We start from the raw sequence: 16,901 nt of genomic DNA on the forward strand, positions 1-16,901 counted from the left end.
GTGAAATGATGGCTATTGAGCATGAGCAGTTGGAGCGGAGTGGTTTGACTCGTTATGTTCCTCCTAAGGGGGATTTTGAGGGGTTTCGTGATGAAGATCATTACCGTGAGAAGTTGAAGGAGTGGGGGCTTTCGTCTGCGAAGGAGGCGAAGCGGGAGTTTTTGTTTAAGGAGCGGAATTACCAGCGTGTCGTAAAGATTAAAGGGTTTGAAACGTACGGGAAGTCAGTGGAGTTTAACACGCTTGTGATTGAGTTTCAGGATGGGAATTTGAGCTGCATCCACCCTGCCTTTCTGAAGGAAATGCAGGCTTCCAGTTTTGGCAAGGAGAGTATGCTGCAGGTAGAGGAAAAGGATTTCAGTACACCAGAACAGAGTGCAGTGACTCAGGGTAAGGAAGACAAACCTGAACCAAAACCTGAATCCAAAAAACCAAAGGCAACGAAACCGAAAAAAGAGAAAGAACCAAAAATCGAACTTCCAGCAGATAAAGTTCACTTTACTGCAAGTGTTAAACAGTTTGCCCTTACATACAATCCTTTTAATGAAGAAAATGATGAAGTCGTCGTTCTAGAAAATGTCCAAATCATACAAGAACCACCGATTGAGCTTGGACTTGCCTGGTGCAGCCACAGTAAAACATTAAAAAAATTCGAATTGGCACCAGGTGATATGCTTGAATTTGACGGGAAAGTGGCAAAGAAGAAACTGGCAAAAGGTAAAGATGTTGAAGTAGAGTTCTTAGTCGATGCAGCGGTCTTATATAAAGTCAACAATCCATCAAAAATTGTAAAAAGTTAATCGTAAGGTTTTCTCCTCAACAAGTTTGTTGAGGAGTTTTCCTTTTTTAGGACTACACAATTTTCATTACCTTTCCAAAAGGTGCCTTTGGTACAAATTCGGTTGGTACAAGCCAATACACCTCATAAGGTACCTGCATGTCTTCAGGTAAAAAGCCAGTTAAATCGGCGATATAGAAGACAGTTTCGATTTTCTCCTCTTGCGCCCATTCCAATGCCAAGGTATAGGAGGCTTTGCCGTGTGTGTGATACTTGATTTCAGTGCCTTCTGTAATAGGCTCTGCAGTGCGTATTTTAAAATCTGCTTGAACAAGCATGGTTTCAGGTGCTAATTCTTTGAAAAACGTTACGACATTTGCAATTAGGTCAATTTTTGTTTCATTTGTGGATGTATCGACCACTACTGCAAGTTTTTTGCCTTGCCGGTCTTGTACGATTTTTAGAAGATTTTTGTGCCATCTCATCCCTATTATTTTCCCCTCTCTTCAATAGTCACAAAAATTATTATGCTCATTATGAACAAGTGAATTCGAATTAAATTATTTCATTTAATGAATAAGAAAATGAATTTAAAATAACTTGTAGAAATTAAGATAGAAGGTATACTTTTATTATATTACTAGTATTTTTTTTAGATGGGAGGGAGCATATTGGAAGGGAAATGGCTGATTGCCGATCGTGATTTAAATGAACGTGAGGGATTAAAATGGCTGTTAAAATCATCCTCCATTCCTGTAACAACGATTCTATTAGCATCTAATTTTCAGGATTTTATTGGTCATTTTGAAAAAGAGTCCCCGGATATCATCCTTTTAGAACTCGATATGGTTAATAGGGAGAATTGGTCTAGCTTTAGAGAATTGATGCAAATTTATGCACCTATCGTGATAGTAACTAGCGCAGAGGCCACCTTTGAAAAAGCTCGTTTAGCGATTGAACTTCAAGCCTTAGAACTGATGATTAAACCTTTTTCTGCTACCAAAGTAAAGTCAGCTTATCAAAAGGCAACGAAAGTACTTGAAAAAAAACAATATTTGTATGCTGCTCCTCATTCAAATACCATTAAGGACTTATCTTATGAGGCACTATTTATTTCTCAGCCAGATGTATCGGATGATTACAAAATGGCAATTTTTAAAACAGAAAGTATAGAGAAGGTCAGTATCTTATATTCCTTTTTATCAGACTACCCATTTAAAGAATCACATGCTATTTTTCCACTGAGCGATATGGTAGTCCTTTTGTTTAAGGAAACCTGCAAAAATACCAAAGAACAGTGTCAAAAGGCGATGAGAAAGTGGGAGGAGGAATTTTTTGAACCACTGGCAATTGTGATTCGTAACGATAAGTCACCACATATTAGTCTCAATGAAAAATTTATAGAAGCACGGAAGATGCTGGAGTTTACCTATTATTACGGATACCAGCAAATTGTTGAGTTTGAGTACACTCCCGACTGGGTACATATCGATCCCTTCTTGGCTCCTCCGGAACAAAGAGTTTGGGTGGACATGCTGGCAAATCATGATATTGAAAAAATAAAAAAATGGTTATACGATGAATTTCTCCAATTAGTGAATCCATATCCAGACCCAGGCTTGGTAAGAATAAGACTGACAAGCATTCTCGCACAAATAAGAAGATTTATGAAAACTCACAATTTAGATGAACAGCAAATCTACGAAAGAGAATATCGTTATATCTTTCATTCGATTTTGTATGATAGTGTCCTTTATCGGTCCGTACAAAATTTAATCTTGTTTATTCAAAAAATATTTTTGGGTGCGGATTCCAGCCAGTTGATGTTCACACAGGATCCCATTGAGCGCGGAATTTCCTATATAGAGTCAAATTTTTCAAACTGTGAGCTAAGACTTGAAGATGTGGCGAAACATGTCGATCGAAATCCATCTTATTTCAGTCATTTACTGATTTCCAAAACAAGCAGGAGCTTTACGGATATACTGACAGATATAAGATTGAAAGAAGCAAAACGGATACTAACTGAAACCAGTAAACCTGTAAAAGAGATTGCTCGTTTGGTTGGTTTTTATCATCCGAATTATTTTAGCAGAATCTTTAAAGAAGTAGTCGGAGTGTCACCGAGAGAATATCGAAGGGATAAGAGATAAAATGAAAAGACTCAGAATCAACTGGGTCTTATTTTTTTCTAAAAAATTTACCTATTTCTAAAAATAGTATAGTTTTAGGCTAAAAATAAACAAGTTATATCTATAAAAAGTGTTGATTTTCAAATGATAGATTTGTATTTTTCAGAAGATTTTATTTTTATAATGAAGGGGAAGAAAAAAGTATTTAAGGGAGTGAAAATAATGGAAACAAATACTGCAAAATCAAGAGTAATCAAAAATTATAAAGGTACAGAATTACATGCAAAAGGGTGGATTCAAGAGGCTGCACTTCGTATGCTGATGAATAATCTTGACCAAGAGGTTGCAGAACGACCAGAGGATCTAGTGGTTTACGGAGGAATAGGCAAAGCTGCACGTAACTGGGAAGCTTATGACGCGATTGTAAAATCATTGCTTGAATTAGAAAGTGATGAAACGCTGTTAATCCAGTCTGGTAAACCGGTGGCTGTCTTCAAATCACATAAGGACGCACCACGTGTGTTGCTGGCGAACTCCAATTTAGTCCCAGCATGGGCGAATTGGGAGCATTTCCACGAGCTAGATAAAAAGGGTTTAATGATGTACGGACAAATGACAGCAGGAAGCTGGATTTATATTGGTACACAAGGAATTGTCCAAGGTACCTATGAAACGTTTGCAGAACTTGCCCGTCAAGAATTCAGCGGTTCATTAAAGCATACGATTACATTAACTGCCGGGCTTGGGGGCATGGGTGGCGCTCAGCCATTAGCGGTAACGATGAATGATGGTGTGTGTCTAGCGATTGATGTCGATGAAACAAGAATTGACCGCCGGATTGAAACCGCTTACCTTGATGTAAAAACAAGCGATTTAGAAGAGGCTATTAATCTTGCTATGGAGGCAAAAAAAGCTGGAAAGGCACTTTCGATTGGCTTAATAGGAAACGCTGCAGAGATATTACCGAATATGATTGAAAAAGGTTTTAATCCCGATGTCTTAACTGACCAAACGTCTGCTCATGATCCTTTAAATGGTTATGTTCCAGTGGGCTACAGCTTAGTTGAAGCAGCTGAACTTAGAAATGAAGATCCTTCTAAATATGTAAAACTATCAAAGCAAAGCATGGCAATTCATGTAAAGGCTATGCTGGCGATGCAGGAAAAAGGCGCAATAACCTTTGATTATGGCAATAACATTCGTCAGGTGGCAAAGGACGAGGGAGTAGAAAATGCGTTTGATTTCCCAGGCTTCGTACCAGCTTACATCCGTCCGTTATTCTGTGAGGGAAAAGGACCTTTCCGCTGGGCGGCATTATCTGGGGATCCTGAGGATATTCGAAAAATTGATGAAGTACTACTTCGTGAGTTTAAGGATGATGAGCACCTTTGTAAATGGGTAAGAATGGCTCAGGAAAGAATCAGCTTCCAAGGACTTCCGGCACGTATTTGCTGGTTGGGATACGGAGATCGTGCTCGTTTAGGAAAACTCATTAATGACCTAGTAGCTTCAGGGGAAGTGTCGGCACCGATTGTTATCGGACGTGATCACTTAGATGCAGGCTCGGTAGCTTCTCCAAACCGAGAAACGGAAGGCATGAGGGATGGAAGTGATGCAGTGTCCGACTGGCCAATCCTCAATGCTATGATTAATGCAGTCGGTGGTGCCAGCTGGGTTTCATTACACCATGGCGGTGGAGTAGGAATGGGCTATTCCCAGCATTCTGGGATGGTAATTGTAGCGGATGGTACGAAGGATGCGGAAGTTCGTTTACAACGAGTTTTAACCACAGATCCTGGGATGGGTGTAGTCCGTCATGCCGATGCAGGTTATGAGCTTGCAATTAAGACAGCAAAGGAAAAAGGCATCAAAATGCCAATGCTGAAACAAGACTAAAGAGGTGATACGGATGAGTAAGCCAATTTTTATAAGAAATGCTTCTCAGCTCGTGACATTACAGGGGAGTTCCGATACTCCCCTTGTAAAGGAAGCGATGTCTGAGCTTGCCATTATTGAAAATGGAAGCGTTTGGATTGAGAACGGAGTTATACAGGCTGTAGGAAAAGATGAAGAGCTTTTTGAAAAATTTGAAGGTCGCCTTGGTGAAGCAGAGGTTGTGGACGCCAGTGGAAAGCTTGTAACACCGGGTCTTGTGGACCCTCACACCCATCTTGTTTTTGCAGGAAGCAGGGAAAATGAGTTTAATATGAGGCTTCAAGGTGCCACCTACATGGAAATCATGAATAGTGGCGGTGGAATTCATGCCACGACTAGAAGGACAAAGACTGCAAGTCATGAAGAGCTTTTCCAAGAAAGCTTTGAACGACTAAATCAATTCTTACGCCACGGGGTTACAACGGTCGAAGCAAAAAGCGGCTATGGGATGGAGTGGGAAACGGAGCTTAAACAGCTAGAAGTTGCGAAAAGGCTAAATGAAAAGCATGTCATTGATGTTATTCCTACCTTTATGGGCGCTCACGCCGTGCCAAAAGAGTATAAAGAGAATCCTGATGAATTTGTGGAGTTGCTCATTAATGAAATGATACCAAAGGTGGCGGAGCTGGGTTTGGCGGTATTCAATGATGTTTTTTGTGAGCATGGCGTTTTTACCCCCGAGCAATCAAAGCGGATTCTTGAAGCTGGTAAGCGACACGGACTGATTCCGAAAATCCATGCTGATGAAATTGAACCTTATGAAGGGGCAGAACTAGCAGCCGAGGTTGGGGCGATATCTGCAGACCATTTATTGAAAGCCTCTGAGAAAGGCATGAAAGCAATGGCTGAAAAAGGTGTAGTCGGTGTGTTACTACCGGGGACAGCTTACTTTTTAATGGCAGAATCCGCAAATGGACGAAAAATGATTGATTTAGGTGTACCGGTTGCGTTATCGACCGATTGTAATCCGGGTTCTTCACCAACCGTTTCGCTGCCATTCATTATGAATCTGGGCTGCTTGAAAATGGGAATGACACCAGCTGAGGTTATTACCGCTGCAACGATCAATGCTGCACATGCAATCAATCGAGGTCAGGAAATTGGCAGTTTAGAGGTTGGGAAAAAGGCAGACATTACGATTTTTAATGTGGATAATTTTATGAAGCTTCAATACTCCTACGGAGTGAATCACACGCATACTGTGGTGAAAAATGGAAAGGTAGTTGTTAGGGGAGGTCAATTAATTGAAGAGCTTTCTCTATCCAACCATTAATCCACCAAGCTTTACGTGGGTGAGACCTGAGAGCGGGGAAGTTTCTAAGGTTCATGAATGGATTCAGCCGATTACTGCTATTACTGATCCTGAAGAGAGCAAGAACGCAGAGGTGGTGATCCTCGGTGTTCCGTTGTCCCGTTCTTCCATTAGTGCTTCAGGAGCATCTGAATTTCCTGAAGCCTTCAGACGCTCATGGCGGAGCTTTGCTACTTATAATCTTGACGATGATGTCGATTTGTCAGAAATGACTGTACTTGACGCCGGAGATGTTCAGATGCATGTGACGGATATTGGTAAATGTCATGATAACATCATACAGGCATCTGCATTGGTGCATAGCCATTTTCATAGTTCGAAGGTGTGTGGTATTGGTGGTGACCATTCGATTACAGCGATGATGGTGAAGGGATTGCACGAGGCAAAGCCTACTGAAAAGATTGGGATCTTACAATTTGATACCCATTTTGATTTAAGAGATATGTCAGATAATGGTCCTTCTAATGGAACTCCCATGCGCAATTTAATTGAGAGCGGTGTGGTAGAAGGCAGCAATATGTATAACATAGGTCTGCATGGATTTTTTAATACGAAGGATTTAAAACAGTATGCTGATGAAAAAGGCGTCAACTATTTCACTCTTCGTGAAACAAGAAAGAAGGGCGTCGAGGCAACTGTGTTGCAGTGCTTAAAGGAATTATCTTCAAAGGTTGACACCATCTACTTAACCGTAGATATGGATGTTCTCGATATTGCCTATGCTCCAGGGGTACCGGCCTCAACGCCGGGGGGCATGACAACCGCCGAGCTGCTTGAAGGGGTACTTGCAGCAGGGAGGCACCCAAAAGTCAAAGCAATGGACATCGTCTGCCTTGATCCACTGAAAGACACTTTAGTCCAACCAACAATAAAAATTGGAACACACGTTTTCTTAACCTTCCTTACTGGTGTCATGCTTCAGCAGAATGCTAGCATATAGATAGCGGTTGATATCGAATAGATAGCTACGGTGACAGGCACCACTAAAAGACATTTGTCCACCCTGGGTGGACAAATGGTTGTAAGAGAAAATGAATTAAGGGAATTAATTTGAACAAGGGGGATTGGGTATGGAAAATCAATCATTACAACAGGTACAGCATCCAGAATTGCAGAATAGTCATATGTTGAATGTAATGAAATTCTTTATTTTTAGTGCGATTGGTATTTTTGTATTTTTTGTTCCTGTTAATTTAAATGGCAAGTCTTCAATTATGCTGGATCATTTTGTATCATATATTCAACTTGCGGTACCAGGTGTTTTACCCTATTATGCATTACTGGTCATTCTATTAGGGGCGGTATACCCTTTTGTGACGAAGTCCTGGAATAAAGATGTTGTGACCACAGTGTTTTCAATTCTGAAAATTTTTGGACTTGTTGCTGCAATTATGCTTGTGTTTAATTTTGGTCCGAAATGGTTTTTTGATCCTAATATGGCTCCATTCCTTTTTAACAAACTTGTGATTTCTGTTGGACTGTTAGTCCCAATTGGCTCTGTTTTTCTCGCTCTATTAGTAGGATATGGTTTGCTTGAATTTATCGGAATATTCATGCAACCGGTGATGAGGCCGATTTGGAAAACACCGGGAAGATCAGCAATTGATGCTGTAGCCTCCTTTGTAGGCAGCTACTCCATTGGTCTTTTAATTACCAACCGTGTTTTTAAAGAAGGTAAATATACAATAAAAGAAGCAGCAATTATTGCAACGGGTTTTTCAACTGTTTCGGCAACCTTTATGATCGTTGTCGCGAAGACATTGAATCTAATGGAAGTATGGAACGCTTATTTTTGGGTTACCTTTGTTGTAACTTTCATCGTTACCGCTATTACAGTTAGAATCTGGCCGCTAAATAAAATGAGTGATTCTTATTATCAGGGCATGAAGGGTGACGAAGAGAATATTATCAAAAAAGACCGTGTTAAAACAGCATGGAAAGAAGCGATGATCACGGCTGATCAATCTTCAAGCTTAGGTAAAAATATCTGGGACAACCTTAAAGATGGCTTTATTATGACAATGGGTATATTGCCATCTATCATGTCAGTTGGTTTACTTGGGCTAATATTAGCAGAGTTTACCCCAGTATTTGATTGGTTGGGGTATATTTTCTATCCATTCACAGCTCTCGTGCAACTTCCTGAACCAATGCTGGCAGCAAAAGCAAGCGCGGTCTCAATTGCAGAAATGTTCTTGCCAGCTCTGTTAGTTACCAAGGCTGCTATTGTTACCAAGTTTGTTATCGCTGTTGTTTCAGTATCATCGATTATCTTTTTCTCAGCTGTAGTACCGTGTATTTTATCGACAGAAATTCCCCTTACTATTGGAAAACTCGTCGTCATTTGGTTCGAAAGGGTAGTATTCACCATTCTCCTTACAGCACCTATTGCTTTCTTAATTCTATAATAGAAAAACTGTTCCTTTATATCGGGGGAACAGTTTTTTTTGAAAGTTTAATAAAAATGCACTTATTATTTGGTGACAGGCTCCACTAAAATACAAATGTCCACCTCAGGAGGATGTTTTTTATTGTCGAAGAATGGATTTTGGGGTGCTATGAGTATACTACTATTTTAAGGAAATTTTTTGTCTTGGAGTGATTCTAGTGTCGATGTTGGAGCATGATGGTGGAAGCTTATATTTTTCCGTTAAGGGTGATGGCACACCGATTGTTTTTATCCATCCACCGCTATTGACGAGTGAAAATTTTAGATATCAAATGGATGAACTATCTCATGATTTTAAAGTGATTTCTTTTGATATAAGAGGGCATGGAAGAAGCCAGTATTCAACTAAACCGATTACGTATCCATTAATTGTTGAAGATATTAAACATTTATTAGATCATTTAGGGATAGAAAGAGCTTACTTATGCGGATATTCGACAGGAGCTTCTATTGCCTTAGAATTTATACTGACTTATTCCGACAGAGCCTTTGGTAGCATTTTAGTTAGTGGAATGTCGGAAGTGAGTGATTTTTATATGAAGAAAAGGATTTCTTTAGCCATTAAACTTGCAAATCCTAGGACACTTTCTTTTCTGGCACATGCTATTACAAGGGGAAATTCCGATACAAAAGAGACGTTTAGAAGATTGTACAATGAAGCAGTTAAAGGTAATGCCCAAAATATTAAACAATATTACCAATATTGTTTGAAATTTAATTGTACGAGTCAGCTAGAAAATATTGTACTTCCAATATTATTGGTCTATGGTAAGAAAGATAAATCATTTCATCGCTATGCCAATTTATTAAGAGAAAAATTGCCATGTAATGAATTAAAGTTCCTTTCTAAAGAAAAACATCAGATACCTACAAAGGCAGCGGGAGAATTAAACCAATTGATTATCGATTTTGTTCAACTACCTAACGAGAAAAAAAGCTAAGAAACTAAATTTATCTTAAGGAAATGAAACGATTGTAGGTATGGATTACGCGTGTAATAAAGGGTTCCCAAATGCGGGAAGTAAAGTTAACACATATAGCAACTATACTGCCTATCAATGCGCTGCCTAAAATATCAGAGGGATAATGCTGTCCCATCCAAATACGAGATATACCTGATAAGAACGCTAATACGGACAAGATGTAACCTAATATGCGCTTGTAAAGAAGGACTGAAATGGCAACTGAAAAAGCTATAGTCGTGTGTTTACTAGGAAAGGTAGAATCTTTTTTTGAAGGCACTGGTGCTAATAGATTTACCCTTTTCTTTGAAAATGGACGAGGTTTGAAGTAAATCAATTTAATCAAACTTGTGATCAGTAATGTTATAATGGCAGAAATTCCAGCAAGTGATGTGATTCTTTTATAAAAATTATCTTGAAGCCACATAATTACCAACAAAAACACAAATACATATCGGAGTTTTTTAGAAACCATGATCATAAAAATATCAACAGAACGATACTTTCCAGTGAATTGATTTAATGCTCTAAATATTTTGTCGTCCATGATAATGCCTCCTTAAATTGTGCTGACAATATTTTTTCCATAATACAATTAAATATGTAAGCGGTTTCTTTTTGAAAATTCGGGAAATTATTTTGTATTTCTTGGGAAAGCGCAAGAACAGACATTTCCTGAGTTATGATGTCAAATATTGTTGTCGTAATAAAGATGGGAACATTGTTAATCAGGCAGAATAGAGTGTTTTTTCGAAAATAGAGAGGAATAAGTATGAAAATTGTCGTACTTTAAGATACACATCTTACAAAAAGAAAAAAGGGCTTGCCGACTAGATTATTAGAAGAATTGAAAAATGTCGAAATCATTTTCCATGCAGGTGATTGGCTAACCATTGATGTCTATCATGAGTTGCAGACGTATGCAAGAGTGGAAGGTGTCTATGGAAATGTGGATGATGAGGAAATAATCGGATTATTACCTTCAAAGAAAATTGTAGAAGTGGGTGGTTTTACGATTGGTATTACCCATGGACATGGAAAGGGAAAAACAACTGAAAAACGTGCCATCGCAGCATTTGAAGGGGAGAAAGTAGACTGCATTATCTTTGGACATTCTCATATACCTGTAAAGAGGTTTGAAGGGGACATATTAATTTTCAACACAGGTTCGCCAACAGACAAAAGAAGACAGAAGTTGTTTTCTTTTGGGGTGATCACCTTAAGTGATAAAATAATAGCAGAACATATATTTTTTAATGAAGAGTAGAAAAGATTGGAAGGTGAGAAAACAATGGCAAAAGAAGTAATCGTCTATACCACAAATGACTGTATAGAGTGCACAATGGTAAAAAAAGTCCTTACTGAGGAAGGTATTTCTTTTGAGGTGAGGGATATTTCAACAAACGCTGACTATCAACAAGAAGTGGAGAAGTACGGCTTTCTAGGTGTTCCGGTTACCGTGTTAGGAAATAAAGTAGTAAAAGGTTTTACAAATGAACTAATGGAAATAATGGAAATAGCAAAAAAGAGCTGATTTTTTTTAGTCAGCTCTTTTGTTATTTTTAAAAACCTGCTAGCTTTTTCGCATAAAGCATATTAGTTTTTAGAATCTCATAGTAAATCTCCGGATATCCAGCTACTAAAGCAATTTCGTGTGATGGATTGCAATGGTCGATTTCTGAAATCCAGATATCACCTAATTCTCCAATAGTAATATCTACAGCAGTATTTGCAAAATGTACACCCATACTTTCTATTTCCTTAACCGTATCAATAGCAATATGGTGCAATTCCTCATAGGTCAAGGAGGCATGCAAATCACTTTGCTGCAAGAAATTTTTTACCATTTCTTTTTCAAATTTGACCAATGGCAGTAATTTGCCATCATTCTTTTCAGATTGATCGCCTCTGGTAAAAGAGCCCATTACCTTCCATTGACCTGAATGGTCTTTGACCGTAATAATCCTTATGGTGATGGTACGATAACCGGTTACATCAATAGATTCCTGGATGATGTATTCTCCCTCTTTAAAATATTTACTAAAGATAGAATAGGCTTGATCCCGATTATTAATATTAAAATTCTTGGTTTCCATATTTCTTAGATTTGTCATTCCGAGAGAGTTAGCGTCTTTTAGTAATACCCTATATGCTTGCCGATTGGCGCTGTTTAGTGGTTTAACCGTTAAATTAGGGAATTTCTTTAAAAAGTAGTATAGATCTTGAGGAGAACCATAAAGATTTGTATCGGGCAGATAACATTTTACCCCGATGGAACTTGCTAATTTCTTGTGAATGCTCGATCTATTGAGAAAGAAATCATTAAAAACGACATCCCCAATAATCGATTTGAAATGTTTAATCCATGCAGTGCTTACGGAAGATGTCATCACAAAAATAGAGGCTGGATATGGGTAGGTTCCTTCTTCCCATTGTTTTGTTCGCGGATTATAAAGATATCCTTTTACTGTATAGTTGATTTTATCAACATGGTCAAGAGAAAAGACAAGGATGGCACCATTAATTTCACGATAAAGAAAGATATAATCGAGTAGATGATCGAGATATTTCTTAATCGAACTTTGATAATATCCTGCTAATAAACCAATAAAGGGTCCGATTTGTAATTCGTTGCCATTCTGCTTGATTTCAAGGCTGCAATGCTGAGGTATATTCAGCATGTCCAAAATATCTTCAGATAGGCTTGCCCCATTCATTGGCAGCTCATCAGAAATGTCTACAATTGATTGATAGGTTTTTGCTCCAAACCTGATTTTTCTAGCAGTAATTTGAGTAATTCCCATTGATTCTGCTAATTTGGGATGAAGCGTCAATATCCCTCTGTTAGAGGTGTTTCTTGATAGCAGAATAACATTTTCCATTTATATTCCCCCAACCATTAATACTGGATACGTTATTATATGTACCAATAATCAGATTGTCTTAAAAATGGGGGAGATTCTTATAAATTGGACAAGTGTACTATTGTTATAGTGAAATAGGGAAGGTAAGGTAAGGTTCAATTTTCTTTTTCTTCATTCTTTTTTTCATCATTTTGTTCATCAGGGGTACCGTATAATTGATTGATTTCGTTAGCTAGTTCATCTAGAAATTCATCTGTTAACAGAGGCTTTTTCTTTTTTGACATATGGTTCTCCAATCTTATTTTTTTTGAAAAATTTTAATTTACTTTTGATAAACACAGGAGTATGATAATCACAGTTTCATATTTCTAAATCGCTGAGACCAAATTGGTGCGGGGGACCCATTCATATGGATAGTATATCCAAGGGGTGAATCCTTTAAAAGGTAGGGCTACTCAATGGCCCGAATCCGACAGCTAACCTCGTAAGCGTTAATGAGAAGGAAGGTGGAGCTTGTGAGACAGGTTATTAATGTCTGCAGGTCTATTTACTTTGACTTGCAGACATTTTTTTGTGCTTTTTTAGGCAAATTAAGAAAAATTACTTTTATAGAAAACTCGGTGGTGCAGATATGGTTTCTTCAGTCAAAAGATTTTTAATCGGTAGACCTTTAAAATCAACGGAATTAGGGGAGCAAAAGCTCAATAAAACAAAAGCGTTAGCAATCCTTTCGTCTGACGCGTTATCTTCGGTCGCATATGGACCGGAACAAATCCTAATTGTGCTGGTGACAATTAGTGCTACGGCATTTTGGTATTCCATACCGATTGCAATCGGTGTATTAATTTTATTATTAGCCTTAATATTATCCTATCGACAAATTATTTATGCTTACCCGCATGGTGGAGGAGCGTATGTAGTATCAAAGGAAAATTTGGGTGTGAATTATGGGCTTATATCGGGTGGTTCTTTACTGGTTGATTATATTTTAACGGTAGCGGTTAGTGTTTCAGCCGGAACAGACGCTATAACCTCAGCCTTTCCAGCCCTACATGACTATAATGTGGGTATTGCGATTATTTTTGTCTTATTTATTACAACTTTAAACTTAAGAGGAGTAACGGAGTCTGCTTCTATTTTAGCATATCCTGTATATTTATTCGTCCTTACTTTATTCATTATGATTGGCGTAGGGATGTTTAATATTATAACAGGCCAGGTACCAGCAGAATTGCATACGCCGGTTGGTACACCTATTGCTGGGATTTCATTATTTCTTCTTTTAAGGGCGTTCGCTTCAGGTAGTTCAGCACTTACCGGAGTTGAGGCGATTTCGAATGCGATTCCGAACTTTAAAGATCCAGCCCCAAATAATGCTGCAAAAACCTTAGTAGCAATGGGAGGATTACTTGCGGTGTTGTTTACTGGAATTGTATTTTTAGCCTATTATTATGGAATTACACCAAATGAAAAGGTTACAGTCGTTTCACAAATTGCGGAGCAAACATTCGGACGAAACTTTATGTATTTCTTTATTCAAGGCACTACTGCTTTAATATTAATTCTTGCTGCTAACACGGGATATACAGCTTTTCCTTTGCTGGCAGTAAATCTTGCTAATGATAAGTTTATCCCGAGAATGTTCAAAATAAGAGGTGATCGATTAGGGTATTCGAATGGAATTATCGTTCTAGGCTTAGCTTCAATTCTCTTGATCATATTTTTCAAAGGGCAAACGGAGCACTTAATTCCTCTGTATGCAGTTGGAGTATTTATTCCGTTTACCTTGTCCCAAACAGGGATGATGTTAAAATGGATTCGTGAAAAGCCTCAGGGCTGGAAACCTAAGCTCGTCATTAATACCCTTGGTGCTGTGATCTGCTTTATCGTAACAATCATGTTCTTTTTAACCAAGTTCGCCCAGGTTTGGTCTGTATTAGTATTTTTACCTGCTATTGTTTTAGTCTTTTACCGAATTAGAAAGCATTACGAGGCTGTGGGGGAACAACTTAGAATCATTGCCAATGAGCCAGCGGTACCAATCGAAGGGAACGTTATTATTGTTCCTGTTGCAGGGATTACACAAGTGGTAGAAAATTCACTTAATTATGCCAAATCCCTTGGAGCAGATCAAGTACTCGCCGTCTATGTTTCCTTTGAACGAGATGATGAGAAGAAATTTGAAGAAAAATGGAATAATTGGCAGCCGGATATAAGGCTCGTAACCCTGCACTCCCATTACAGGAGTATCATTCAGCCATTGACTAAATTTGTTGATACGGTACAGCATAAAGCCAGTGAAGCCAACTACCGTGTCACAGTCATCATTCCACAATTCATACCAAAAAAAGGCTGGCACAATATCCTGCACAACCAATCAAGCTTACTAATCAAAACATACTTGCTCTATCGGAGAAACGTAATAATCACAACAGTGCCATACCATCTAAAAAAATAACAAAAAAGCTCATCTTGCCACATGTGCAAAATGAGCTTTTTTACTGTCCATTGGAGACGGACATTTGTACTTTAATGGTGCCTGTCACCCTGTTCAATTTTGATTTTCAGAATCACTGATGATACATCCGGGTACTTCAAAGGTCCGACCATTTGCGGTTAATGAGATGGAGCAGATGGCATTCCCGATTATGGTTCCATGGAGAAAGTGTATGTTTGATAGAATGGCGTTGTCATGAAAGTGTACTCCGGAGGCTTCTCCTACCGCAGTTAGTATCATCCCAATACCGCCTCCGGATACAGGTTCAAAGGTCGGTAAATTGGATACCAAAGATTTAAAAACAAAACTATTGTTTTGATTTTTATGGTCACCATAAAGAATGGAAATAAAACTGTTTTTGGCTGAACAATTAACATCACAAATTCGTGCAGTTACAGTAATCATTCCGTTAGACGGAAAACGATCTATTAAGGTTTCAACTGGTACGGCAGTCGCGGAAACTTTTGCACGACAATCACAACTTTCCATAAAACACCTCTCACTATAATGATTAATTATATATATGAGATAGTGTGTATTTTGGATTGGACAAGGAGGAAGTAAAAAGGAATTTTCGTTATTAAAGTTGAATGATAATAGGGAGTTGAATTTTTATATAATAGGAGATGACTTGCCATGTTATATTTAGAATCTATACCCGAACCATTATCGGAATGGAATGTAAACATTCAACTTGCTATCATGAATTCTGGCCCAGAATTTAACCAAATAGTGCTTGGAAAACGTGGAAAAGAACGGTTTGAAAAAAATCAATACCTCAATTGATGAACATGAAAATCCAATTTAGATACTAAAAAAGACTTATTACAGAAAGTGAAAAGAATGAGAGTTCCTGAATATGGTAAAATAGAGGCTAGAGGTGATGAATTAATGAGTAATTTAAAAGTGAAATTTGATTTACATACACATCATGAACGATGTGGGCATGCAAGGGGTGGTATTCGGGATTATATTGAAGCTGCGATAGGAAAAGGTTTGAATATCATCGGCATATCTGACCATACCCCTTATTTCTCAAGTAAAGAAGATCATCCCTTTCCTCATATAACCATGGCGACAAGCCAATTTCCTGGATATGTAGAGGAAGTCATGAAGTTAAAACAGGAGTATTTTGGAAAAATTGATGTCCTACTAGGAATTGAGGCAGATTTCTTTCCTGAACAGGTAGAAAACTATCGACCGTATTTTGACCGATATCCATTCGATTATATTATAGGATCTGTTCATCATGTCGATGGAGTAAGTATTTTTAATAAGAACCGCTGGGAAGGGCTTAGTTCAAAAGAAAAGATACGAACGAAAGAAAACTATTATTCATTGGTTGAACAATCCGCTCGCAGCGGATTGTATCAAATTCTTGGTCATATTGATGCGATGAAGGGATACTATCCCGATTTTTCAAGGATTGAAACCGCTGCAGTCGAGCACACCTTAAAGGTTATCGCAAAATGCGATATCGCCATCGAAATTAACACCTCTGGAAAAACCAAATACGTGGGTGGATGGTATCCAGCTGATGAAATATTAGAGATGGCACTCCATCACGGAGTAAAAGTCACCTTCGGCTCAGATGCCCATGACCCACACCGAGTAGGAGACGATTTTGAAATCGTCCAATCCCGCCTAAAAGAAATAGGATTCAAAGAATGGGTTTACTTTAAAGCGCGAAAGAGATATACAGTCAATGTATAAATGGTGACAGGCACCACAAAAATGTCGCCACAAAAAAATGTAATGGGGAAGACTCCATTACATTTTTTCTTGTTTGCGTTTTTGTTTATGTTTTTTGGATAATGTTCTGATTAGGTAGATACCACCGATAAGTATTAGTAAATTCAGTGAATCTCCTAGGTTTATGGTTAAGTTGATATTGTTTTTTACTCGTACTGTGTTTTTATTGTTGTTGGTACTTGGAAAAGTCTCTGTTTCCTAGTTTTCTTTTGGCAATAAA

16 protein-coding genes, 1 pseudogene and 1 riboswitch are annotated in these 16,901 nt (G+C 38.3%); of the genes and pseudogenes, 12 read left to right on the forward strand and 5 right to left on the reverse strand.

Features of this window, described 5'->3' with window-relative positions; translation table 11 throughout:
* The first annotated feature begins 5 nt into the window (after positions 1-5).
* Entirely contained in the window at positions 6-800 is a 795-nt protein-coding gene (locus tag TR08_RS03375) for a hypothetical protein (protein ID WP_238579065.1), read from the forward strand.
* A gap of 52 nt (positions 801-852) precedes the next feature.
* On the opposite strand, the gene TR08_RS03380 is transcribed toward TR08_RS03375, so the two are convergent.
* Positions 853-1,263: a VWA-like domain-containing protein gene (locus tag TR08_RS03380; protein WP_045515742.1), complete on the reverse strand. Its 411-nt coding sequence runs from the start codon at positions 1,261-1,263 to the stop codon at positions 853-855.
* A gap of 186 nt (positions 1,264-1,449) precedes the next feature.
* On the opposite strand from TR08_RS03380, the gene TR08_RS03385 reads away from it, so the two are divergent.
* From TR08_RS03385 to TR08_RS03410, 6 genes are all read left to right on the forward strand, one after another.
* Positions 1,450-2,931 carry a helix-turn-helix domain-containing protein gene (locus tag TR08_RS03385; protein WP_193747663.1) on the forward strand — a complete coding sequence of 494 codons (1,482 nt, stop codon included), beginning with the start codon at positions 1,450-1,452 and terminating at the stop codon, positions 2,929-2,931.
* 201 nt (positions 2,932-3,132) lie between these two features.
* A complete protein-coding gene (gene hutU / locus TR08_RS03390; RefSeq protein ID WP_045515889.1) occupies positions 3,133-4,806 on the forward strand; it encodes a urocanate hydratase in 1,674 nt (557 codons plus the stop codon).
* Between the two features lie 13 nt (positions 4,807-4,819).
* The gene (gene hutI / locus TR08_RS03395) at positions 4,820-6,118 is read left to right on the forward strand and encodes an imidazolonepropionase (protein ID WP_045515744.1); all 1,299 of its coding nucleotides are present in this window, start codon (positions 4,820-4,822) and stop codon (positions 6,116-6,118) included.
* The gene (locus tag TR08_RS03400) at positions 6,090-7,097 is read left to right on the forward strand and encodes an agmatinase family protein (protein ID WP_045515745.1); all 1,008 of its coding nucleotides are present in this window, start codon (positions 6,090-6,092) and stop codon (positions 7,095-7,097) included. Before hutI ends, TR08_RS03400 begins: the two co-directional genes overlap by 29 nt.
* Before the next feature lie 130 nt (positions 7,098-7,227).
* On the forward strand, positions 7,228-8,565 hold the full coding sequence (locus TR08_RS03405) for a YjiH family protein (RefSeq protein ID WP_081954329.1): 1,338 nt from the start codon (positions 7,228-7,230) through the stop codon (positions 8,563-8,565).
* 199 nt (positions 8,566-8,764) lie between these two features.
* Positions 8,765-9,547: an alpha/beta fold hydrolase gene (locus TR08_RS03410; RefSeq protein ID WP_081954330.1), complete on the forward strand. Its 783-nt coding sequence runs from the start codon at positions 8,765-8,767 to the stop codon at positions 9,545-9,547.
* Positions 9,548-9,557: 10 nt separating this feature from the next.
* Here the strand turns inward: TR08_RS03410 and TR08_RS03415 are convergent, their stop codons facing one another.
* Positions 9,558-10,115, reverse strand: coding sequence for an undecaprenyl-diphosphatase (locus TR08_RS03415; protein WP_045515746.1), 558 nt, complete (start codon positions 10,113-10,115; stop codon positions 9,558-9,560).
* A gap of 258 nt (positions 10,116-10,373) precedes the next feature.
* Between TR08_RS03415 and TR08_RS03420 the strand changes: the two are divergent.
* Positions 10,374-10,835 (forward strand): annotated as a pseudogene (locus TR08_RS03420) (metallophosphoesterase family protein); the annotation flags it as partial.
* A 24-nt stretch (positions 10,836-10,859) separates the two neighbouring features.
* The gene (locus tag TR08_RS03425; protein WP_045515895.1) at positions 10,860-11,102 is read left to right on the forward strand and encodes a glutaredoxin family protein; all 243 of its coding nucleotides are present in this window, start codon (positions 10,860-10,862) and stop codon (positions 11,100-11,102) included.
* Between the two features lie 28 nt (positions 11,103-11,130).
* Here TR08_RS03425 and TR08_RS03430 read toward each other — a convergent pair whose 3' ends face one another.
* Positions 11,131-12,450: a YheC/YheD family protein gene (locus TR08_RS03430; protein ID WP_045515747.1), complete on the reverse strand. Its 1,320-nt coding sequence runs from the start codon at positions 12,448-12,450 to the stop codon at positions 11,131-11,133.
* A 137-nt stretch (positions 12,451-12,587) separates the two neighbouring features.
* Entirely contained in the window at positions 12,588-12,716 is a 129-nt protein-coding gene (locus TR08_RS33530; protein ID WP_045515749.1) for a hypothetical protein, read from the reverse strand.
* A gap of 80 nt (positions 12,717-12,796) precedes the next feature.
* Positions 12,797-12,938, forward strand: a riboswitch (cyclic di-AMP (ydaO/yuaA leader).
* Between the two features lie 125 nt (positions 12,939-13,063).
* Here TR08_RS33530 and TR08_RS03440 point away from each other — a divergent pair.
* Positions 13,064-14,890, forward strand: coding sequence for an APC family permease (locus tag TR08_RS03440; protein WP_045515751.1), 1,827 nt, complete (start codon positions 13,064-13,066; stop codon positions 14,888-14,890).
* A 93-nt stretch (positions 14,891-14,983) separates the two neighbouring features.
* Here the strand turns inward: TR08_RS03440 and TR08_RS03445 are convergent, their stop codons facing one another.
* The gene (locus tag TR08_RS03445; protein ID WP_045515752.1) at positions 14,984-15,418 is read right to left on the reverse strand and encodes a hypothetical protein; all 435 of its coding nucleotides are present in this window, start codon (positions 15,416-15,418) and stop codon (positions 14,984-14,986) included.
* A 147-nt stretch (positions 15,419-15,565) separates the two neighbouring features.
* On the opposite strand from TR08_RS03445, the gene TR08_RS32330 reads away from it, so the two are divergent.
* Both TR08_RS32330 and TR08_RS03450 read left to right on the forward strand, forming a co-directional pair.
* Positions 15,566-15,715: a hypothetical protein gene (locus TR08_RS32330; protein ID WP_193747664.1), complete on the forward strand. Its 150-nt coding sequence runs from the start codon at positions 15,566-15,568 to the stop codon at positions 15,713-15,715.
* 120 nt (positions 15,716-15,835) lie between these two features.
* The gene (locus TR08_RS03450; protein ID WP_045515897.1) at positions 15,836-16,642 is read left to right on the forward strand and encodes a histidinol-phosphatase; all 807 of its coding nucleotides are present in this window, start codon (positions 15,836-15,838) and stop codon (positions 16,640-16,642) included.
* The last annotated feature ends 259 nt before the right edge of the window (positions 16,643-16,901 follow it).

It is taken from the genome of Neobacillus niacini, assembly GCF_000759675.1.
Classification (GTDB): Bacteria; Bacillota; Bacilli; order Bacillales; family Cytobacillaceae; genus Neobacillus; species Neobacillus niacini_A.